Annotated in this window: 20 protein-coding genes and 3 tRNA genes; 5 read left to right on the top strand and 18 right to left on the bottom strand. The window is 49.3% G+C overall.

What is annotated here, in order from left to right:
* Window positions 1-404 precede the first annotated feature (404 nt).
* Window positions 405-1,052 carry an RDD family protein gene (locus JKP77_RS01245; RefSeq protein WP_218309400.1) on the top strand — a complete coding sequence of 216 codons (648 nt, stop codon included), beginning with the start codon at window positions 405-407 and terminating at the stop codon, window positions 1,050-1,052.
* Window positions 1,053-1,083: 31 nt separating this feature from the next.
* On the opposite strand, the gene tnpA is transcribed toward JKP77_RS01245, so the two are convergent.
* Both tnpA and JKP77_RS01255 read right to left on the bottom strand, forming a co-directional pair.
* Window positions 1,084-1,512 carry an IS200/IS605 family transposase gene (gene tnpA / locus JKP77_RS22720; RefSeq protein WP_218309401.1) on the bottom strand — a complete coding sequence of 143 codons (429 nt, stop codon included), beginning with the start codon at window positions 1,510-1,512 and terminating at the stop codon, window positions 1,084-1,086.
* Window positions 1,513-1,637: 125 nt separating this feature from the next.
* On the bottom strand, window positions 1,638-2,087 hold the full coding sequence (locus tag JKP77_RS01255) for an Hsp20 family protein (RefSeq protein WP_218309402.1): 450 nt from the start codon (window positions 2,085-2,087) through the stop codon (window positions 1,638-1,640).
* A 303-nt stretch (window positions 2,088-2,390) separates the two neighbouring features.
* Between JKP77_RS01255 and JKP77_RS01260 the strand changes: the two genes are divergently transcribed.
* Together JKP77_RS01260 and JKP77_RS01265 are read left to right on the top strand one after the other, a co-directional pair.
* A complete protein-coding gene (locus JKP77_RS01260; RefSeq protein ID WP_218309403.1) occupies window positions 2,391-3,395 on the top strand; it encodes a hypothetical protein in 1,005 nt (334 codons plus the stop codon).
* Window positions 3,395-4,384, top strand: a complete 990-nt coding sequence (locus tag JKP77_RS01265) for a hypothetical protein (protein ID WP_218309404.1) — start codon at window positions 3,395-3,397, stop codon at window positions 4,382-4,384. Before JKP77_RS01260 ends, JKP77_RS01265 begins: the two co-directional genes overlap by 1 nt.
* Before the next feature lie 74 nt (window positions 4,385-4,458).
* On the opposite strand, the gene JKP77_RS01270 is transcribed toward JKP77_RS01265, so the two are convergent.
* From JKP77_RS01270 to miaB, 7 genes are all read right to left on the bottom strand, one after another.
* Window positions 4,459-4,887 (bottom strand): Hsp20 family protein, encoded by a 429-nt coding sequence (locus tag JKP77_RS01270; RefSeq protein WP_218309405.1) that lies wholly within the window; start codon window positions 4,885-4,887, stop codon window positions 4,459-4,461.
* Window positions 4,888-5,029: 142 nt separating this feature from the next.
* The gene (locus JKP77_RS01275) at window positions 5,030-6,301 is read right to left on the bottom strand and encodes a Xaa-Pro dipeptidase (protein ID WP_218309406.1); all 1,272 of its coding nucleotides are present in this window, start codon (window positions 6,299-6,301) and stop codon (window positions 5,030-5,032) included.
* Between the two features lie 202 nt (window positions 6,302-6,503).
* Window positions 6,504-8,009, bottom strand: coding sequence for an apolipoprotein N-acyltransferase (gene lnt, locus JKP77_RS01280; RefSeq protein WP_420840027.1), 1,506 nt, complete (start codon window positions 8,007-8,009; stop codon window positions 6,504-6,506).
* A 6-nt stretch (window positions 8,010-8,015) separates the two neighbouring features.
* Window positions 8,016-8,873 carry a CNNM family magnesium/cobalt transport protein CorC gene (gene corC / locus JKP77_RS01285; protein WP_218309407.1) on the bottom strand — a complete coding sequence of 286 codons (858 nt, stop codon included), beginning with the start codon at window positions 8,871-8,873 and terminating at the stop codon, window positions 8,016-8,018.
* A 33-nt stretch (window positions 8,874-8,906) separates the two neighbouring features.
* Window positions 8,907-9,368: an rRNA maturation RNase YbeY gene (gene ybeY, locus JKP77_RS01290; RefSeq protein WP_218309408.1), complete on the bottom strand. Its 462-nt coding sequence runs from the start codon at window positions 9,366-9,368 to the stop codon at window positions 8,907-8,909.
* The gene (locus JKP77_RS01295; protein ID WP_218309409.1) at window positions 9,365-10,438 is read right to left on the bottom strand and encodes a PhoH family protein; all 1,074 of its coding nucleotides are present in this window, start codon (window positions 10,436-10,438) and stop codon (window positions 9,365-9,367) included. The genes ybeY and JKP77_RS01295 overlap by 4 nt, the downstream gene beginning before the upstream one ends.
* 29 nt (window positions 10,439-10,467) lie before the next feature.
* Window positions 10,468-11,904 (bottom strand): tRNA (N6-isopentenyl adenosine(37)-C2)-methylthiotransferase MiaB, encoded by a 1,437-nt coding sequence (miaB, locus tag JKP77_RS01300; protein WP_218309410.1) that lies wholly within the window; start codon window positions 11,902-11,904, stop codon window positions 10,468-10,470.
* Between the two features lie 373 nt (window positions 11,905-12,277).
* Between miaB and JKP77_RS01305 the strand changes: the two genes are divergently transcribed.
* Both JKP77_RS01305 and JKP77_RS01310 read left to right on the top strand, forming a co-directional pair.
* Window positions 12,278-13,471, top strand: a complete 1,194-nt coding sequence (locus JKP77_RS01305; RefSeq protein ID WP_218309411.1) for an FAD-dependent monooxygenase — start codon at window positions 12,278-12,280, stop codon at window positions 13,469-13,471.
* Entirely contained in the window at window positions 13,459-13,638 is a 180-nt protein-coding gene (locus JKP77_RS01310) for a hypothetical protein (RefSeq protein ID WP_218309412.1), read from the top strand. Before JKP77_RS01305 ends, JKP77_RS01310 begins: the two co-directional genes overlap by 13 nt.
* A gap of 307 nt (window positions 13,639-13,945) precedes the next feature.
* Here the strand turns inward: JKP77_RS01310 and JKP77_RS01315 are convergent, their stop codons facing one another.
* The 9 genes from JKP77_RS01315 to JKP77_RS01355 form a co-directional block, all read right to left on the bottom strand.
* On the bottom strand, window positions 13,946-15,349 hold the full coding sequence (locus JKP77_RS01315) for an alanine/glycine:cation symporter family protein (RefSeq protein ID WP_218309413.1): 1,404 nt from the start codon (window positions 15,347-15,349) through the stop codon (window positions 13,946-13,948).
* A gap of 295 nt (window positions 15,350-15,644) precedes the next feature.
* A tRNA-Gln gene (locus JKP77_RS01320) sits at window positions 15,645-15,720 on the bottom strand.
* A gap of 4 nt (window positions 15,721-15,724) precedes the next feature.
* Window positions 15,725-15,809, bottom strand: a tRNA-Leu gene (locus tag JKP77_RS01325).
* A gap of 47 nt (window positions 15,810-15,856) precedes the next feature.
* A tRNA-Met gene (locus JKP77_RS01330) sits at window positions 15,857-15,933 on the bottom strand.
* A gap of 152 nt (window positions 15,934-16,085) precedes the next feature.
* A complete protein-coding gene (locus JKP77_RS01335) occupies window positions 16,086-16,976 on the bottom strand; it encodes a peptidylprolyl isomerase (protein WP_246601035.1) in 891 nt (296 codons plus the stop codon).
* A 19-nt stretch (window positions 16,977-16,995) separates the two neighbouring features.
* On the bottom strand, window positions 16,996-17,217 hold the full coding sequence (locus tag JKP77_RS01340; RefSeq protein WP_218309414.1) for a hypothetical protein: 222 nt from the start codon (window positions 17,215-17,217) through the stop codon (window positions 16,996-16,998).
* A 235-nt stretch (window positions 17,218-17,452) separates the two neighbouring features.
* Window positions 17,453-18,544, bottom strand: coding sequence for a redox-regulated ATPase YchF (gene ychF, locus JKP77_RS01345; RefSeq protein ID WP_218309415.1), 1,092 nt, complete (start codon window positions 18,542-18,544; stop codon window positions 17,453-17,455).
* Window positions 18,545-18,576: 32 nt separating this feature from the next.
* Complete coding sequence (gene pth, locus JKP77_RS01350; protein ID WP_218309416.1) at window positions 18,577-19,164, bottom strand: aminoacyl-tRNA hydrolase; 588 nt, start codon at window positions 19,162-19,164, stop codon at window positions 18,577-18,579.
* A 5-nt stretch (window positions 19,165-19,169) separates the two neighbouring features.
* On the bottom strand, window positions 19,170-19,853 hold the full coding sequence (locus tag JKP77_RS01355; RefSeq protein WP_218309417.1) for a 50S ribosomal protein L25/general stress protein Ctc: 684 nt from the start codon (window positions 19,851-19,853) through the stop codon (window positions 19,170-19,172).
* Between the last annotated feature and the right edge of the window lie 352 nt (window positions 19,854-20,205).

Consider the following 20,205-nt stretch of genomic DNA (forward strand, 5'->3'; position numbering starts at 1 on the left):
TAGCTAAGACAGATTGATCATATAAAACGCATACTTAGACCAAAAGGTGATCAATAGTTTTCACACAGCCTGCGTACATAGCAGGCGGTCAGATAGCGTTGTGACTAATCCTCTATTACCTTGTTTTGCTGCTGTGTCTTAAGAACGTTTATTACCGTCGTCATTAATACTGGGTATTTTTTCTGCCCATGGCTAGCCACACCATCCCATTACTCCAGGTTTGATGAGTAGCTGCCCCCGAGCTCACCCTCTAAAGCCATCCCGTAACCGCGCTTCACCATACATCATCACTATTGTCGGCATGTGTATCGCAAACACCGGTTTACTATTTACTAACGCTGCGTAAAGCACTTATTATCAACCTTGTCTTAAAAGGAAAAACAATAAGAGTATATGGAGATTCCGTGGACACACCGAATTATTCCCGCTACACATTTGATGAACTGATTGAGGCCAGAGAATCTGTTGATCACACGCTATATCCTGAAAGGGCAGCACAGCTTGATAGATTACTGAATACTTATAGTCACGACGAGCAACAACGCAGTGACGAAACCGATCCCCTGGATAAATACAAAACGTTTGGTCCAAGAGTAGGGGCGATCATCGTCGACTCGCTGATAACTGCCGTTGGCCTGGGGATACTTTCCTTGCTGACCGGGTTCAGAGAGTCATCTTGGTTCTGGTGGATAGACAGTGCCATTCTTATCGCCTATGCCGTTATCTTGCATGGCCTGTATGGTCAGACTCTTGGAAAAATGGCGACAGGGGTCAAGGTGCTGGATGAAAAAACCGAGTCTGCGATCACGTTTACACAGGCCGCGCTGCGCGACTGCGTGCCAATTATGTCCACACTGGTCATCATAATTGTTGCCCTGTTACTGCAGTCGGGCTTTATCACGAATGTTTCTGGTTGGCTGGAGATGGGGTTGATGATGTTTACATGGACTTTGCTGGCCTGGCATCTGCTGGAAGTCATTTCTATGCTGACTAACCAAAAGCGACGGGCTATTCACGATTATATTGCGGGCACGGTAGTGATAAAGGAATAGACTCCCCCGGGCATGCCCGGGGTTCTATCTGTTACAGCTCCATTTGGAGCTGATCTGAATCCTTCCGACCTTGATGCTCAACGTAGTTCCGTATTGTGTGCTCGTCTAAGCCTACGCTGCTCACGAAGTAGCCCGGCGACCAAACGATATTCTCGTTCCAATACACCTTCGATAACCACTTGAACGTCTTTCTCATATTTGACGCGGATTGGGCTTTAAGTTTTCCCATCACTTCCGCTATTGAATATTTAGGGGGGATGACCATCAGCATGTGTAAATGATCATTGTCGAAGCCCATCCGCTCTATCGTTACGCCGGGCATACTTCGCAGCAGCTTCGGCAACACTTTGCGCAAATACTCCACGACGAAAGGCTTCAGTATCCGACGCCTGTATTTCGTAACCCAGACTACGTGATATTGAAGTCTATAGAGACCATGTGATGAGACGCGAACTTCCATCTCCGTAGCATACAGGCCTCGGACTCATTCATCCACGGGTAAACCCGTGGTGTTCTGTCGCTTCGCGACCGACTACATAAAAAAACGGCGCCAGAGGCGCCGTTTTTCATTAACCTGTCTAAAGGTTATTTGTTTTCAATTAAGCGAGAACCAATTTCAATCTGACGTGGTTTCTTCGCTTCAGGAATGACTCGCTCCATATCGATGTGCAGTAAGCCATGTTCCATGTCAGCTGCCAGCACTTTTACATGATCGCCTAACTGGAACTTTCGCTCAAAGTTTCTTTCAGAAATACCTTTGTGTAGATATTTACGCTCTGTAGCCGACTCTTTGTCGTCTCCGGCCTTTTTACCAGTTACGGTCAGCGTGTTTTCCTGAACTTCAATGGTGACGTCATCTTTGCTGAAGCCTGCAACCGCCATGGTTACGCGGTATCTATCCTCACCTAACAACTCAATATTGTAAGGAGGGTAAGAGCTTTGCTTCTCTGCACGAGTGGCTGCATCAACAAGCGATGCAAGATGGTCTGAACCAATGAAAGAACGGTAAAGTGGAGATAGATCGATAGTACGCATAGTCATATCCTCAAAATAAAGCAATATGTGATTAACGAGCCCCAGTTTGCTGGCGACTCTGATTTTATTTGTCGACCTGACCATTCAGCGCCGACAACTGATATATATATTCACGCAATCTGTTTTCAAGCCTCAAACGGTAAAAAAACTAATTTTTTTTCTACATCACATCACCTGTATCGACAAAACACTGACTTCGGTTGTAATTCGTTTATGTTGGTCAAATGGGAAAGTAAGCAAAAACTTGCCTGTTTTTTGACCATGGTCTTTAATAGGAGCAGCCAAAAACTGAAAGGACGCAGTTTGCAGAAGTACAGTAGCAACATCAGACAACTCGCAGCAGCGCCGGTTTTTTATGGCGTACTACTTCTGGTAATAAATTCATTGCTGGGGTTCATCTCTTTTTCGCACCCGCCTGACTCTATGGCTGCACGGGATGCCGGCGCGGCATTTGTCGTGCCTGTACTCACGGCCATGGCCTGGTGGGGGTATCGCATTAACGTGGTTAAAGCCGCCCGGTATCTTGCTGCGGTTATCAGCCATCGACGTCGCAACAGCCTGGCCAGAATACAATCATGGATAACAAGGCTTCTGGTCAGTCGCGTTGAACAGTTGCGGTGGGCACTGGTGATGGCTGCGCTGATATTGTCATCAGCGTATCTCATCTCTCAGGGCATCACTGACACCTTAAGCGAACAACCAATTCGTATTATTTTATTAATGCAGGCTTTTCCGTTGTGGCTGAGTATCCTTCATGTACTGACAGCCAATGTATTAACTCTGAAATTTCTTCGTAAGCACCTGAACCAATACTTTCGTGTCAGGTTGTTTGAGATTGAGCGGCTGCGACCTGTTTGCCACCTGGTCGTCACAAACTTTCTTGTCGCCTCACTTTTGCTGACCATTTTCGGATTAAACGCCTTGTTCATTACGCTGCCGCTGGCAGACGCGTTGCTGATGCTGGTATTTTCTCTGGTGATCCTGTTGATACTGATCCAGCCCGTTATCGAAATGAGTAAAATCGTCAGCGCACGCAGAGAGATGACGCTGTCGAGGATAAACGATACGCTGAAAGTACAGCTTGATACCGCATCTGCCCCGCAAAAAGACGACCGGCGATTAGTTGATAATACAGAGCGACTGCAATTTATTTCTGACTTGCTGACAGTACGAAAAGAAATCAGTAATGCGCCCGTCTGGCCCATGAACTTTCCGTCCACCATAAAAATTCTGGCGCTCATGATATTACCGCTGGTGTCCTGGACGGGGTCGGGCGTGGTTGCACAGCTTATGAAGCAGGTCATGTAATGCGCTTTCTGAGTTTTTCACAGGCGCGCTACCCGCTGATGTCACTAGGGCTGTCGTGCGTTATGGTATTTTTTGCCTTCCTGCTCGGGGCATTCGACGCTGGTACACTGACGCAGCCAAACGGTCTGCGAATGAGAAATGGCGCAATCGCATTACCGTTGATGACAGGGTTTTTGCTGTTTTCACACTTTCATCTGAATCAGCGCTGGCGCGCCTGCTTGCGTACATTTTTAAAACGTAATCAGGTATCTATGTCGCCTGCGCAAATGGAAGCCATGTTGGACAGGGGCGTTACATTCGGGAAGCGGGGAGCTGTAGTATTTTCACTGGTGATGACCAGCGTCTATTTGCTGACGGAAAACCTGCTTCGTGCAGACTCCGGAGCGCTGGAGTTATATTTATGCTTTATCGCCTTTTTCTTTTGGGGGCTTATTTTTTTAGTCATCTATGAGCTGATTTTTATCACCCGGTTCGTGTTAACGCATTTCCTGAACACCCGTCTAATCGATCTCTTTGGTATTGAAAAGCTGATCCATCTTTCGGATCTGGTGATAACCAACGCCATTATCAGCGCTATTGGGTTGTGTCTTGTACCTCTTTTCTGGCTGGGGCGGGAGGTGCCCTGGATTGACAGGATCATCGTTGCCACGGTTTTCATTCTGTTGATGTGCTTTTTGTTCTGGCCGGTTACCCGCATCCAATCGGTTATTTCACACAAAAAGGACATGGCGGTATCGCGGATCAATGATTCTATCAAAGCCTTATTTAACGAAAACAGCCAATCGCAGAGAAGGTTAACTGACGATCCGGAAAGGTTGCGCAGACTGAGCGCGCTGATAAATGCAAAACAGGAAATCACCGCCGTGTCTGAGTGGCCTGTTGATATTCCTCAGGGTATTAAAACCTCATTGATATTACTGTCTATTCCGGCGTCATGGGCAATTGGCGCGGTGGTAGAAAATATCATTGAAGCCATGAAGCTGATATGAAAACGGCGCCAGTTGGCGCCGTTTTCGTGTCCGGGAAGACCTGAGCCTGTTCCAAGCAGGCTAGGGGACTGAGATTATGCTTTCCCGATCTCAATCATTTGCGGCTTTTTCGCCTCTGGTATGACTCGCTTAAGATCAATGTGCAGCAGGCCATTTTTCATGTCTGCGCCTGTGACTTCAACATGATCGCCTAACTGGAATTTGCGTTCAAAATTACGCTCGGAAATCCCCTTATGCAGAAACTCACGTTTCTTGTCACTCTCAGGTGTTTCTACTTTACCCGCAACAGTCAGGGTGTTTTCCTGTACCTCGATTGAAATATGATCCTGGCTGAAGCCTGCTACTGCCATAGTGATGCGGTAGTTATCTTCGCCGAGTAACTCAATATTGTAAGGCGGGTAAGTGCTTTGCTTTTCGGTCCGGGAGGCTGCATCGACAAGATTAGCCAGGTGATCAGAACCAATAAATGAACGGTAAAGTGGAGACAGATCGATATTACGCATAGTCATATCCTCAAAATTAAGCAATATGTAAATTAATGATGCCCCGATAGTCGGCGGCGATGTTGTCGGCCTGATTCTTCAGCACCGACAACATAGAAGTGAGGATAGGTAGCGTTATTTCAAGTAAATATTTTAAAAAATTTTACATTGCCAGCGTTTTTACGATTTGACCGTCCTTCATTACAAAACGGATATCTTCCATTTTTTGCATATCTTCCAATGGGTTACCGGGGACGGCAACCATATCGGCAAATTTACCTTCAGACAGGCTGCCCAGGGTTTCCTGTTGCTTGAGTAACGTGGCCGGATGAATGGTTGCGGCCTGAATGGCCTGAATTGGTGTCATCCCGAATTTCACCATGCGGGCAAACTGCTTGCCGTTATCGCCATGAGGATAGACACCTGCATCTGAGCCGAATACCATTTTCACACCCGCTTTCACGGCTTTTTCAAAGTTCTCGCGCTGACGTTTACCCACTATACGTTCTTTGTTCAGGCTTTCTTCAAGAATACCGGCTTTTTCTCCTTCGCCCAGAATGTATTCGGTAACGTAAATATCCATCGAAAAGTACGTGCCATTCTCAAGTGCCAGTGTGATGGCTTCATCATCCAGCAGACTCACATGTTCCACCGAGTCTACCCCGGCGCGGATCGCGTCTTTAATGCCGCTGGTACCATGCGCGTGCGTCGCCACGGTGAGGCCTCGCAGATGAGCTTCAGCGACTAACGCTTCCATTTCCTCCAGTGTGTACTGCTGGGCGCCTACCTTAGTACCTTTTGAGAGCACGCCGCCCGTGGCGCAGAACTTGATCACCGTCGCACCGTATTTGATATTCCGACGAACGGCTTTACGTACTTCCCACGGGCCATCAGCGACACCTTCGCTGTACTGTTCATACTCGTAGGGAAGCAGATTGCTGTCGCAGTGACCACCCGTCACGCCCAGGGAAGGGCCCGCAACAAACATCCGTGGACCGGCAACATCTCCGGCATTAATGGCATCGCGCAGGGCGACATCAGCGAAACCTGGCGCGCCCACGTTTCTGACGGTAGTGAAGCCGGCCATCAGCGTATCTTCGGCATGTTTTACACCAGTAATGGCTGCCCGCGGCAGTGACACCGACAAACGCTTGTATCCGTGTTTGGTCGCATCGCTGGTCAGGTGGACATGCATATCCATAAGACCGGGCATAAGCGTCGCGTCACCCAGGTCAACCCTCTCGGCATCCTCAGGAATTGTTATCCGGCCTTGCACCCCTGCTGCCTGAATGCGGTTACCATCAACCACGACAACCGCATTTTTTATTAGCTTGCCGTTTTCTACATCTATCATTCTGTCTGCGGTTATTACCTTAGGCGCGGCAAAGGCGCTGGTGATCACAGAGCATAGTAGCAACAGTGTTAGTCGTTTCATGTTATTCCCTTGAGGTATTGATAGTTTTTTATTTTGACGCGCTCACATCACAGTAGTGTCTGCCATCAGCATACTGGTCTGTGCGTACTTAAAAGGATAGCGGCCCCTGCTTGAGCGGCCGCAGCAGAGGCAATTAATTTCTACTGTATCAACGTCAGCAGAAAAAGGGGAGTCGTTGCGGCAAACGCTGTGAAATGCGCGATTATTTTGTGTTCCGGCGCGTAAGCCATAGTCCTGCGATAAATGCGGCCAGCGTCATGCACAGTGCCAGAAAATCACCAAAGTAACGGTAGGGTGTTATACCGCGCATAGCGACAACCGGTGCTTCTATACTGCCGGCGACAAACTGTTCCAGTTGGGAGGTAATGTTGCCCTGGTGGTCAATGAACGCCGTAATACCATTGTTGGTTGCGCGAACTACTGGCCGGCCGGTTTCAGCGGCGCGTGCCCGGGCAATTTGTAAATGCTGCGCCGGACCATGTGAGCGACCAAACCAGGCATCGTTGCTTACGGTGATAATCATGTCGGTATCATCATGAACGTTGGCCAGGACCTGGCGTGGAAACGCAATTTCAAAACACAGTGCCGGTGCCAGATGTATGCCGTTTGCGGACAGGTTTTTCTGTACAAAGTCACCACGGGAAAAAGACGACATGGGAAGATCAAAAAGCGGCGCGAGCGGTCGCAGGAAATCCTCAAAGGGAACAAACTCACCCACGGGTAACAGATGATGTTTGGCGTAGCGGTTGTTATGAGAATACCGGTAATGCCCCTTGTCGTCATCGGCATGTTGTTTACCCAGCACCAGAAGGTTGTTCCAGGCTTTTTCAGACTCGAAGTTATAATTTACCACGCCGGTGATAAGTGCGCTGTCTTCCTGTGCGGCACGGCTATCCATTTCCAGAATAAATTCCTGCGCCAGATACTCCAGCTTGGGGATGGCTGCTTCAGGCCAAATGATAAGATCGTTGTCCCATAGCCCTTCAGTCAGCCTCTGATATTTTTGCATGGTGGGTACATCCTGCTCCGGCACCCAGCGCAGAGACTGCTTAATATTTCCCTGTACCATCGCCACATCATACGTTTTATGAGGCGTAACCCAGTCATGTTGACTGGCCACCCAGCCACTGACATAAGCAATAACCACGGCAAACGCACTAAACAGCATGCGCGAGCGCGTGTGACTAAATGCGAGCAATGCCCCAAGACAGACGAGCAGTGCGGTAACGCCGGTTTCGCCGATGACCGGAAACCAGCCCAGCAGCGGGCTGTCTAACTGACTATATCCCAGAGACAGCCACGGAAATCCGGTGAGAACCCAGCTTCTTAGCCACTCTGTAACAAACCACAGAAGTGGCAAGGTGAGCGGCCACACGCCAACAGGAAAGACTTTTTTGTTTACCCACAGTGCGAGAGCTGGATACAGAGCCAGGTAGCCACACAGCAGCGCCATTAATGCCACTGACGCAACCAGAGGTAAACCGCCGAAGTCGGCAATGCTGACGTGCACCCAGCTGATCCCGGCGCCAAACCAGCCGAGCCCGAATAACCAACCGGCTTTGAAGCCATTGCCTGGCGCTTTCGCAACCTGTCTTATCCCCAGAGCCAACGCAATCAGCGCAACTGGCCAGAGACCAAACGGAGAAAACGCCAGCGTAAGGCTGGCGCCACTAAGTAAAAGTAGTAACGGGGAGGTCAGTGCTTTCAGCGTCAATTACTCCAGTGACGGAACAGAAACCTTAAGTTGCACCAGGCGGCGCTTGTCTGAATGGGTGATTTTAAACTGAATATCACCGATGGTGATTTCATCATTGGTGGAGGGCATGTGCCCGAATGCTTTCAGCACAATACCGCCGATGGTGTCAGCTTCTTCTTCACTGAAACTGGTTTCAAAAAAGCTGTTAAACTCTTCCACTGGCGTAAGCGCCTTCACCGAGTAGGTGGATTTGTTGAGAGGACGGATATCGTCGGTACCGTCTTCTTCGGTATCGTACTCATCCTCAATCTCACCCACAATGATTTCCAGAATATCTTCAATGGTAACAAGGCCGGAAACACCGCCGTATTCATCCACTACGATTGCCATGTGATAGCGCTGCTGTCGAAACTCTTTTAGCAGCACATCCACTCGTTTACTTTCCGGGACAATCACGGCAGGGCGCAGTATATCGCGCAGCTGGAATTCTCTTTCAGGGTTAAAGGCATAGCTTAGCAAGTCTTTTGCCAGCAATATCCCTTCAATGTGGTCTTTGTCTTCGCTGATAACAGGAAAACGGGAGTGGGCAGACTCCAGCATAACGGGCAGAAATTCTTCCACATTTTGCTCGATGTCGATGGTGGTCATTTGAGCGCGAGGGATCATGATGTCCCGAACCCGCATTTCATTGACGCCGATTACGCCTTCTATCATTTCCCGCGTTTGCGGATCAATAAGTTCGCGTTGCTCGGCTTCTGTAATCACTTCAACCAGGTCTTGCTTGCTTTGCGGCTCGCCGGTGAATGTCAGTTTTAGTTTGTCTAACCAACTTCGTCCCGGGGAGCCGTTGGTAGAGTGGGGATTGTCGTCGCTCATAATTTCCGTAATTTCTTGTGTCCAAAAACCAAGTTAATGTTCCTGATAAGGATCGTCAATCTCTAATTGAGACAAAATATGAATTTCGCGGCTTTCCATTTCTTCCGCGTCTTCATCGTTTTGATGGTCATAACCCAGCAGATGCAAAATACCATGCACAATCATATGGGCATAGTGATGCACTACGTTTTTTCCCTGTTCTGCGGCCTCGCGGTGAATAACCGGCACGCAAACCACCAGGTCGCCCAGTAAATTTACCGGAATATCAGGCGGACATTCAAAGGGAAAAGAGAGTACATTGGTGGGCTTGTCTTTGCCACGGAACTGATAATTCAGTGCCTGAGATTCTTCTTCATCAACGAAGCGAACAGTGACTTCCTGATCGCTTATGCCTTGCGTCTCATAGACGCGAGAAGCCCAGGCCGTGACCTGAGCTTCATCGGGAATAAGTTGTTCGGTTTCACAAGCGCACTGATAATCGACCTGTGCGGTCATGATTTATCGCTCTTATCTGTGTTATCCGCTTGCGATGACTGTTCGTTCGCTTGTCGCATCGCTTCTTCTTTTTTGGCTTTGCGAATTTTTTCCTGTTCAGCGTCATGGGTTTCATAGGCCTGAACAATTCGCGCTACAACGGGGTGACGGACCACGTCAGTCGCATTGAAGAAGTTAAAGGAAATATCGTTTACTGTTTTAAGCACATCGATGCTGTGACGAAGTCCTGAACGCACACCGCGCGGTAAATCAACCTGCGTGATATCGCCGGTAATCACTGCTTTTGAGTTAAAACCGATCCGCGTCAGGAACATCTTCATCTGTTCGGTGGTCGTGTTCTGACTCTCATCTAAAATGATAAACGCATCGTTAAGTGTGCGGCCGCGCATGTAAGCAAGCGGTGCCACTTCAATGACGTTGCGCTCCATCAGTTTTTCCACTTTTTCGAAACCCAGCATCTCAAACAGGGCGTCATAAAGCGGGCGCAGATAAGGGTCGACTTTTTGCGAGAGATCGCCGGGCAGAAATCCCAGCTTTTCGCCCGCTTCTACCGCCGGACGAGTCAGCAGAATACGACGCACTTCCTGTCGCTCCAGCGCATCGACAGCACAGGCAACGGCAAGGTACGTTTTCCCGGTACCAGCAGGGCCAATGCCGAAGGTGATGTCGTGATTGATGATGTTATCAACGTATTGCGACTGATTAGGATTGCGCGGCTTGATTACGCCACGCTTGGTGCGGATATGCACATCTTTGGCATAGTGGCCGGCTTCGGCACGCTCAAGGCAGTGAGCTTCCTGAATCGCCAGATGCACCTGCTCGGAATCCAGGTCAGGAATGACGCCCTTGACCGGTTGTGTTTCGATATACAGTAATTTGAGCAGCTCGGAGGCACCACTGGCCTGCTGTGGTTCACCCAACACCTTAAAGGCATTGTTACGGTATGTGATCTCCACACCAAGACGACGTTCAATCTGTTTGATGTTATCGTCAAATGGCCCACACAGGCTGGAAAGTCTTTTGTGATCTTCTGGTTCTAAAATAATTTCGTTGCTGACCAAAGTACTCAAGTTACTGATATCCTCACTTTTAAAAAAATTTATGCTGTTGGCACAAACTGACCCACGCCAGTGGCGTCGGGTTGTTCATGCTGGTGCTTAGCCATAATAGATTGGGGCGAAACGGCGACACGCAACCCCATGTCTTTCTCACGGCGAACCACATCACCGCGCAATGAGTTGGTAAACACATCGGTCACTTTCACGTCGACAAATTCGCCAATCATGTCTGGTGTCCCTTCAAAGTTTACGACGCGGTTATTCTCTGTACGACCCTGTAGCTCCATCGGGTTTTTCTTCGACGGACCTTCAACCAGAATACGCTGCTCGGTACCTACCATATTGCGGGCGATACGCAGTGCCTGTTGATTAATACGTTGCTGCAACAAATATAAGCGCTGCTTTTTAGTATCTTCACTAACATCATCTACCGCATCCGCTGCGGGGGTTCCCGGTCGCGCGCTGTAAATGAAGCTGAAGCTCAGGTCATAATCAATGGCCTGAATCAAATCCATAGTGGCTTCAAAATCGGCATCGGTCTCGCCAGGGAAGCCAATGATAAAGTCACTGGACATGCTGATATTCGGGCGTACTTTACGCAGGCGACGAATGGTGGATTTGTACTCCAACGCCGTATGGCCGCGCTTCATCAGATTTAAAATACGATCTGAACCGCTTTGCACCGGCAGATGCAGATGATCAACCAGCTCTGGAATTGACGCATAGGCATCAATAATGTCATCGGTGAATTCCACCGGATGCGAGGTGGTATAACGGATGCGATCAATACCGTCGATAGCAGCAACCAGCTCCAGCAACTCTGAGAAGCGGCAGATACTGCCGTCATGGTTTTCGCCACGGTAAGCGTTCACGTTCTGTCCTAACAGATTCACTTCACGAACGCCTTGTTGCGCCAGCTGTGCAATTTCCAGAATGACATCATCTGCCGGACGGCTAACTTCTTCACCACGGGTGTAAGGCACCACGCAGAAGCTGCAATACTTGGAACACCCTTCCATAATAGAGACAAACGCAGTAGGGCCTTCAGCACGCGGCTCTGGCAGACGGTCGAACTTCTCAATTTCCGGAAAGCTGACATCAACAACGGACTTTTCACCACCTTTTAACTGGTTAATCATCTCTGGCAGACGGTGCAACGTTTGTGGACCGAAAACCAAGTCAACGAAAGGCGCACGCTGGCGAATAAGTTCACCTTCCTGAGATGCTACGCAACCACCCACACCAATAATCAGGTCGGGTTTGGTTTGCTTCAGGTTTTTCCAGCGGCCCAGTTGGTGAAATACTTTTTCCTGTGCTTTTTCACGGATAGAGCAGGTGTTAAGCAGGATAACATCGGCATCTTCCGGCGCTTCGGCCTGGCTATAGCCATGTGTCGAATCCAGTAGGTCTGCCATTTTTTCCGAGTCGTACTCGTTCATTTGGCAGCCCCAGGTTTTGATATACAGCTTTTGGGTCATAACTACTTGATAACCTGTGTGTTTGCACCAGCGTTTTAGCCTTACACTGACTTCATGATAAGAAGCCTGGCGGGGCACCTGACTGTGCGAATTCCGAAGATGGCTGGTGGATGTTCAAAATAGCCGCACATTTTACCCGTTTCAGAGCGCTTTGCCCAGAGGGAGATAGGCTAAATCTGCTTCTGACTGTACGCTTTCCCGTGCACCCGTGAGTGAACTGAAATGATAATCTGTTCAGACTTAAGCGAACGGATTTCGTCATCTGTCATTAACACAAAACGAATTCATCAGGTGTAACGTATCCCACTTTGCGCTACGTCATGGCAGCAGGCAATGGTTTGGGTCATAATGCCGTGAAGGAATAGGAGAAGGCATGTACGATTTTTGTATTAACGGCGGTGGTATGGTGGGTGCATCGCTGGCACTGGGACTGGCGCAGCAGGGCTATCACATTGCTCTGGTTGAAACCACGGTGCCAGCGCCATTTGAATCGAACTCCGGACCGGATTTGCGGGTTTCTGCAATCAGTGAACATTCGGTAGATATATTGCGTGCGCTGGGAGCATGGAAACATATCGAAGCCATGCGGGTAAAACCTTACACTGGTCTGGCGGTGTGGGAGGACGAAGGAAGTGAAACCGTGTTTTCGGCCGAGTCTGTGAATTTGCCCCAGCTAGGCTATTTTGTTGAAAACCGTATATTGCAGCTTGGCTGTTATGAGGCACTAAAAGGTTACGACAACGTTACCTGGTATACCCAAAGCCCGGTGGCCAGCTTTGATTTCAACGCGGGGGATGCCAGCACGCTGACCTTAGCTGATGGCACTACCGTCGAAGCGCAGTGGGTGGTCGGTGCCGATGGCGCGCGTTCGGCCGTCAGGATGGCAGCTGATATTGGCACCAGTGGCTGGCAATACGAGCAACAGGCGCTGGGAGTGACGGTAAAGATGCACCAACCCGTAGAGGCCGTTACCTGGCAGCGGTTCTATCCCAGTGGGCCTCGCGCGTTTTTGCCGATGTATGACAATTTTGCATCTTTGATTTGGTACGATGATGCCAACACAGTCGCTGAGCTAAAAGGGCTCTCCAATGAGGCGCTGAAAGCAAGAATACTCAGCGCATTCCCGGACCGGCTGATGGCTGGCAACAATGACTTCACCATACAGGGAAAAGCCGCGTTCCCACTGACGCGATCTCATGCCAGTGCCTATGTGACGCCCTCTGTGATATTGGCAGGTGATGCGGCTCACACAATAAATCCGCTGGCCGGGCAGGGGGTTAACCTTGGCTTCCGGGATATTGAATCGCTACTGGCTTTGACAGCCGGCAACACAGATATCAGTCAGCTGGCCTTTTATCGAGCGCTAAAAGCGAAATACGAGAAGCCCAGACAGCGCGATAACGCATTGATGATGGCGGGCATGGACAGCTTCTACCTCTTGTTTAGTAACAATTCGGGCCCACTTAAATGGATAAGAAATCAATTACTCACCGTGGCTGATAAAGTAAAACCGGCTAAACGGGAAGTACTCAAATATGCTCTGGGGTTAAATCAATGGAAGTTTTAATACTGTTGGCAGTCTTGTTTGGCGCGTTATTTATTGTCGTGCCGCTGATTGAACGCTCGAAAATGCGTATCAGCAATGAAGATGCTGCGAAATGGGCGAAATGGATCTGGCCTTTGATGGGGATCCTGCTGGTTGCGCAGTTGATCAGGTTAATGCTGCAAGGATAAAAGCCAGAAAGGATAACCGTAAAACAGCGGGAGTGCACAGGACAGTGTCGCGGTAAACAAGCTACATGCTAAATCGACGGTTCGTCACATTGCATTTCCAGTTAAACAGCCGAGCAGCTACAGCATGGCGTCGGACATTAGCAGCAAACATCAAAAAAGCGTGCCTGAGCACGCTTTTTTTGATTTATCGCCGACTATTTCTGCTCGGCCCACCTGAGCCGGGAGAAGGCCCTCATCAGTGGCTCAGGCCTTAATGCAAGTATGCTCATGCGGCTCATTTTACGCTCGCATCAAGCACCTGGCCCTGTTACCAAATTCCGTCTTCTGACTTTCCCTGAATTTCACAGTCACCGGTTTTGTATTCCGGCCGCTCACCCTTATCGTGTTTGGCAAAATAATCCTTGCTGATGGACACCATGGTGGGGGTCAGCCAGACAATCGCGGTAATATTAATCACCGTCATCAGTCCAAGGGCCATATCCGCCATTGCCCACACTTCAGGCAGCGCTGCCTGCGCGCCCCAGAAAATCATGCCCAGATAACCAACAGTATAGGCTGCGCGGCCTGGCCGGTTATCCAGTTTGAACATGTGCAGGTTACTTTCACCATACGCGTAGTTAGCGACAACTGAGGTGAACGCAAACAAACAGATGGCAGCGGCAACAAAATCGGTTCCGCCGGTGCCGAGGTGTTCACTCATGGCTGACTGAGTAAGGCGAATGCCTTCCATTTGCTCAGAAGCTGAGCCACCAGCCAGCAGAATAATAAACGCTGTGGCGGTACACAGGATCATGGTATCTAAGAATACGCCGAGCATCTGGATATAGCCCTGAGAAACCGGATGGTTTGGGTTAGGCGCGGCACTGGCTGCGGCATGGGGTACAGAACCGGAACCCGCTTCATTGGAATACAGTCCGCGCTGAATACCATTTTTGATTGCAGCCCCCAGTGCTCCCGCACCGGCCTCCTGCAGACCAAAGGCTTTGGTGATGATATCCCACAACATTGCCGGAACGGCGTCAATGTTCATAAAGGTGATAGCAAGCGCAACCAGTACATAGCCAATCCCCATAAAGGGAACGACAAATTCTGCGAAACGGGCTATGCCACGCAGCCCGCCAACCACAATTAAGGCCGCCAGCACAATGATGGCAAGGCCTGACCAGGTATCCGGAATTTGATATGCATTATTTAACGCATCGGTAATGGTATTGGCCTGCACGGCACTGAATACAAAACCATAGCCGAAAAAGAGACACAGCGAGAATGCCACTGCCAGCCAGGTTTTGTTCAACCCTTGCTTAATGTAATACGCAGGACCACCGCGAAACTCGCCGTTCTCATCTTTGACTTTATAAAGCTGCCCAAGCACGCTTTCGGCGAACCCGGTTGCCATGCCAAGCAACGCAATCATCCACATCCAGAAAATAGCGCCAGCGCCACCAAGCGAGATGGCAACCGCGACCCCTGCCAGGTTTCCGGTACCCACACGAGCAGACAAACTGGTACACAGCGCCTGGAAAGAACTGATCCCTTCACGGGTGGCCGTATTACTGTTTTTCATAAGCGCGAACATGTGAGTGAAATGACGTAACTGCACGCCTTTTAACTTCACCGTGAACCACACACCACACACAAGCAGCATCACAATGAGTACTTGCCCGTCGCCCCACAACACATTGTTGACCGCTGATACCAAATCGTTAACCACGGTGTTTCCTTTTATCGTTGTTCTTAACCCTACTGGCTGGCCGTTATCATAGCACGTGTTTAGACGTATGGAAGTCTATCCTGCCGTCATCAACAGGAATTCATCGTACTTTGTTAGTCAGCATCACACAGACCGGCCGCGTGTGAAAGAGGGGATTGGCATCGCGAAGGAGAATAGCTGGCAACGGGTTACCTTGCTCGTCGCGCAGGCTGAATACGATGCGGTGATAATATAAAGAAAGCGTGAGCAGGAAGCAGAAACAAAAAAACCGGCCTTAAGACCGGTTTTTTCAATATGGCTGGGGTAGCAGGACTCGAACCTACGAATGGCGGGATCAAAACCCGCTGCCTTACCAACTTGGCTATACCCCAACGGTGGTGCGGAAGGAGAGACTTGAACTCTCACGCCGTGAAGCACTGGAACCTAAATCCAGCGTGTCTACCAATTCCACCACTTCCGCCTTGGCTTTCACACAATAAAAAACCCATTAACTGGGTTAGTGTGAAATGGTGGCTACGGCGAGATTCGAACTTGCGACCCCATCATTATGAGTGATGTGCTCTAACCAGCTGAGCTACGTAGCCTCCGTTGTTTTTCTTCCCTCTCAGGAAGTGGCGCGTATTATGCTGATATGAGTTCGCACCGTCAACCCCTTTTTTTACACATTTATTTAAGTGCCTAATATGTAACCCGCAAGGGCTAAAAAGCGCACTAATTGATGCGCTTTTAATCAGTATCAGCGTGAGTTTCCTGTAATTTCCTCGACTTTTGTCTGGTAGTAACACACATCGATGGTGCGCGGAGTGAGCGACTTATCGTGAAAAAAAGCGTTATCTAACGTACGGGCATTTGCCACTTTTTGCAGGTAATCAGGGTGAGAGCCTCTCTGAATGCGAAAAATCCGTTGCTTTTCCTCTGGTAGCGCACTACCTAAACGGGCAGACAGTATTCTGCTCTTCTTGCCAGGGGCACTGATAACACCCCCATTGTCGCGATTTCCGCGTGGAAGCTGCTGAAGATGTTCCATGCCAGACAATACCCGGCCAATCACTGACATGTTTTTATCCAGATGACGGGGCGACTGTCCAAGTACAACATAAAACTCTGTGGTCGCGGTATCTTTGCCCGTATCTCGTGCAAACGCGACCGTGCCCGGGCAGTGAACATGCCATAACTGGTTGTTGGCAGTATCGGTACCCACAGGCATACCATTCAGAAACCCGGTTTGTGGGGCGTGAATAGCATTGGGTTCGACAACCACAGTATCTTCTGGGATAGGGGATTTAAAAAACTCGGATTTCATTGGTGACGCGAGTGCAAAGGGCTGGTTTTCCTCATTGCTGCCACCTTGCGCGACAAACCCTTCGATAACCCGGTAGAAATGCTGATTATCAAAAAAGCCGTCTTTCACCAGGTCAATAAAGCGCTCTTTATGCGTAGGTGCAGTGTCTGCAGAAAGCATTATGATCACATCGCCGGTATCTGTCTTCAGGTATACCAGATTTTCCGAAGACGGCACAAACCAGTGTTCGTCCGTGCTTTCTTCAGCAAGGTCCGTTGCTGCAACGTGAGGGCTAAACAGGACTAACGACAGCAGTAGGCCTGCCATATTCGTTATATACTTCATATTTTCTTCCTGAAAATAATTAAAAATGAGGAGTAGAGCGGTACGAAAAATCTTTGCGCTTTCTTAGCAAGCCACAGGAAGTGAGGTTAACCACATTGTATTTTGTTTCCTCTTCCCTTTTCTCGGTTAGTGCAGGTACAAGGTCGACAACATTTTCGTTTCGCGCTACCGCCTGAGAAACACGCTCACGAACCCGGCGTTCCCGCTTTTTTTGTAATACGTTTAGCAACATACGCAGCATTTCAATACCCCAATCATGTCGGTATGAAATTTATTCTGGCGCATCTTGGGGCAACACGCAAAGGTATTTGCGTTGGTCCAATCAGCTATCGTCTTACTGTTTACTGAGGGCGTCGGGTTTCAATTCAGGTGAAAAGGAAAATAAAAGAACCGGGCGAAAAGGGCAGTGGCAGAGGGAAAAAAAGTCCCGCAGGCGTTAGCGTGCGGGACTTTTTGAATAAAACAGGGAAGAGTAATCAGACGTTAAAACGGAAGTGAATCACGTCACCGTCTTTCACGATGTAGTCTTTGCCTTCCAGGCGCCATTTACCGGCATCCTTCGCGCCAGATTCGCCGTTGAACTGAATATAATCGTCATAGCTGACGATTTCGGCACGGATGAAGCCTTTTTCAAAATCAGTGTGGATCTTACCTGCTGCCTGCGGCGCAGTAGAGCCTTCGGGGAATGTCCAGGCGCGAACCTCTTTTACGCCAGCCGTAAAGTACGTCTGCAGCGTCAGCAGGTTGTAACCGGCACGAATAACGCGGTTAAGACCTGGCTCTTCTAAGCCCATGTCCTGCATAAACTCGTCACGCTCGTCATCATCCAGCTCGGCAATTTCAGACTCGATAGCAGCGCAAACTGCAACCACAACGGCATTTTCGCCTTCTGCAATCGCTTTGACTTTGTCCAGGTATGGATTATTTTCAAAACCGTCTTCGTTGACATTAGCGATATACATAGTTGGCTTCAGCGTCAGCATATTCATATAGCTAATCGCAGCAAGCTCTTCTTTGCTTAACGCAAGCGAACGCAGCAACAGACCTTCGTCCAGATGCGGTTTGATCTTTTCCAGTACTTTTAATTCAAACTTCGCTTCAGAATCGCCGCCTTTAGCGCGCTTACCCACACGGATAAGGGCTTTTTCAGTGGTCTCTAAATCGGCCAGCGCCAGTTCGGTATTGATTACGTCGATATCATCCTGCGGGCTGACTTTGCCAGCAACGTGCACGATGTTGTCATTGTCAAAACAGCGAACTACGTGACCAATCGCGTCTGTTTCGCGGATATTCGCCAGGAATTTGTTGCCCAGGCCTTCGCCTTTTGACGCGCCCTCAACCAGTCCGGCGATGTCAACGAACTCCATGGTGGTCGGGATCACACGCTGCGGATTCACAATGGCTGCCAGTTTGTCCAGACGTAAGTCAGGAACCGGTACCACGCCTGTATTGGGCTCGATAGTACAGAAAGGGAAGTTAGCCGCTTCGATGCCCGCTTTGGTCAATGCATTGAAAAGGGTCGATTTACCGACATTCGGCAGGCCGACAATACCACATTTAAAACCCATGGTGATGATACCTTGTACGCTATTTGGTTTAATCAGGCCTCGGCTTTAAAAGCGTGCAGCCGGTTTTGTGCTTGCTTAAGATCGTTTTTAAACAGGATGTCAGTGCATCTGACGGCTTCGTCGATCGCGTCTTCCATTGCCTGTTTTTCTGACGGGGAGGGCTTGCCTAAAACATGTCCCGTCACTTTGCTCTTATGGCCCGGATGACCGATACCAATGCGCAAGCGCAGAAAATCTTTGTTGTTACCCAGCTTCGACACAATGTCCCTTACGCCATTCTGACTGGAGCTTCCGCCCAGTTTAAATTTGGCAACACCCGGCGGTAAATCCAACTCATCGAATGCAACCAGAATTTGCTCTGGTTCAATGCGATAAAAGTTAGCCATGGCAGCCACGGCCTGACCGCTTTTATTCATAAAGGTAGTTGGATACAGCAAGCGTACATCCTGGCCTGCTATCGTAATACGTGCAGTTTTGCCAAAGAATTTGCTTTCAGGTTTTAACGGGGTGTTATAAGTGTCGGCAAGTTGGTTGAGATACCATTCGCCGGCATTGTGTCGGGTGGGGTCATATTCGGGGCCCGGATTACCCAGGCCCACGATAAGGCGGATATCAGCCAAGCTGATTATTCCTTGTCGCCTTCTTCTTTATCTGCTTCTTCAGCTTCTTTCTCAGCTTTCGCTGCCGCTGCTTCTGCTTCTTCTGCATCGATTACAGGTGTCTTAGGCGCAGGCTTAACAGTCACAACCGCCAGGTCGTGAGTTTCGTCGTCTTTCGCCAGTTCAACTGAACTGATACCTTTAGGCAGAGTGATGTCTGACAGGTGAACGGTTTGACCCATTTCAACGCCAGCCATGTCTACTTCGATGTACTCAGGAAGATCTTTAGGCAGACACGTGATTTCGATTTCGTTCACGTGGTGCTCAGCGATACCACCGTCGTTCTTAACGGCTTCACACTGGTCTTCGTTGATGAAGTGCAGAGGTACGTTAGTGTGTAGCTCTTCGCCCGCGATTACGCGCTGAAAATCGATGTGAGTGATTTTCGGCTTGTACGGGTGACGCTGCATGTCTTTAACCAGCGCTTCTACTTTCTTACCTTCGATGTTCAGAGTAAGAACGTGTGAGTAGAATGCTTCGTAATCTGCAGAGTTGTTGATCTTGTTGTGATCAAATGTCAGTGCTACTGGCGCTTCGTCGCCACCGTACAGGATACCAGGTACTTTGTCTTCACGACGCAGGCGGCGGCTCGCACCTTTCCCCATGTCAGTGCGGACAGAGGCATCCAAAAGATAAATTGATCCAGCCATTGCTGTCTCCAAAAAGTTATATAAGTTAAACACTGTGAATTTTCGCGACCAAAAACTCACTACTACACTGTAATGCAATCGGCAATTACAGAGACCCCGAATTTCAAGGGCGGCGAATTCTACCACCACCATACGCAAGATACAAACGCGAATTGCGGGGAATGCATAAAGCCGGTAAGGAATGTCATTTGTCGGAGGAACCCCGTTTTCTGTCGGACGTCTCCTGTATAAATTGTCACCGCACAGTATAGTGAATCAGCGGTAGAGCATATCGCTTTAATGATAACAATAATGACAGGCTTACGTCTGCGTAAACAATACCCTTGTTTACGCGATTAGTGCCCCAGGGAGT

This window comes from Alteromonas antoniana (assembly GCF_019249295.1).
Lineage (GTDB): Bacteria > Pseudomonadota > Gammaproteobacteria > Enterobacterales > Alteromonadaceae > Alteromonas > Alteromonas antoniana.

Bases quoted from the DNA above. Each gene is read 5' to 3' on its own strand.
- tnpA (WP_218309401.1), bottom strand. From the start codon at position 1,512: ATGGAAGTTCGCGTCTCATCACATGGTCTCTATAGACTTCAATATCAC.
- JKP77_RS01255 (WP_218309402.1), bottom strand. From the start codon at position 2,087: ATGCGTACTATCGATCTATCTCCACTTTACCGTTCTTTCATTGGTTCA.
- JKP77_RS01265 (WP_218309404.1), top strand. From the start codon at position 3,395: ATGCGCTTTCTGAGTTTTTCACAGGCGCGCTACCCGCTGATGTCACTA.
- JKP77_RS01270 (WP_218309405.1), bottom strand. From the start codon at position 4,887: ATGCGTAATATCGATCTGTCTCCACTTTACCGTTCATTTATTGGTTCT.
- JKP77_RS01275 (WP_218309406.1), bottom strand. From the start codon at position 6,301: ATGAAACGACTAACACTGTTGCTACTATGCTCTGTGATCACCAGCGCC.
- corC (WP_218309407.1), bottom strand. From the start codon at position 8,873: ATGAGCGACGACAATCCCCACTCTACCAACGGCTCCCCGGGACGAAGT.
- ybeY (WP_218309408.1), bottom strand. From the start codon at position 9,368: ATGACCGCACAGGTCGATTATCAGTGCGCTTGTGAAACCGAACAACTT.
- miaB (WP_218309410.1), bottom strand. From the start codon at position 11,904: ATGACCCAAAAGCTGTATATCAAAACCTGGGGCTGCCAAATGAACGAG.
- JKP77_RS01305 (WP_218309411.1), top strand. From the start codon at position 12,278: ATGTACGATTTTTGTATTAACGGCGGTGGTATGGTGGGTGCATCGCTG.
- JKP77_RS01310 (WP_218309412.1), top strand. From the start codon at position 13,459: ATGGAAGTTTTAATACTGTTGGCAGTCTTGTTTGGCGCGTTATTTATT.
- JKP77_RS01335 (WP_246601035.1), bottom strand. From the start codon at position 16,976: ATGAAGTATATAACGAATATGGCAGGCCTACTGCTGTCGTTAGTCCTG.
- JKP77_RS01340 (WP_218309414.1), bottom strand. From the start codon at position 17,217: ATGCTGCGTATGTTGCTAAACGTATTACAAAAAAAGCGGGAACGCCGG.
- ychF (WP_218309415.1), bottom strand. From the start codon at position 18,544: ATGGGTTTTAAATGTGGTATTGTCGGCCTGCCGAATGTCGGTAAATCG.
- JKP77_RS01355 (WP_218309417.1), bottom strand. From the start codon at position 19,853: ATGGCTGGATCAATTTATCTTTTGGATGCCTCTGTCCGCACTGACATG.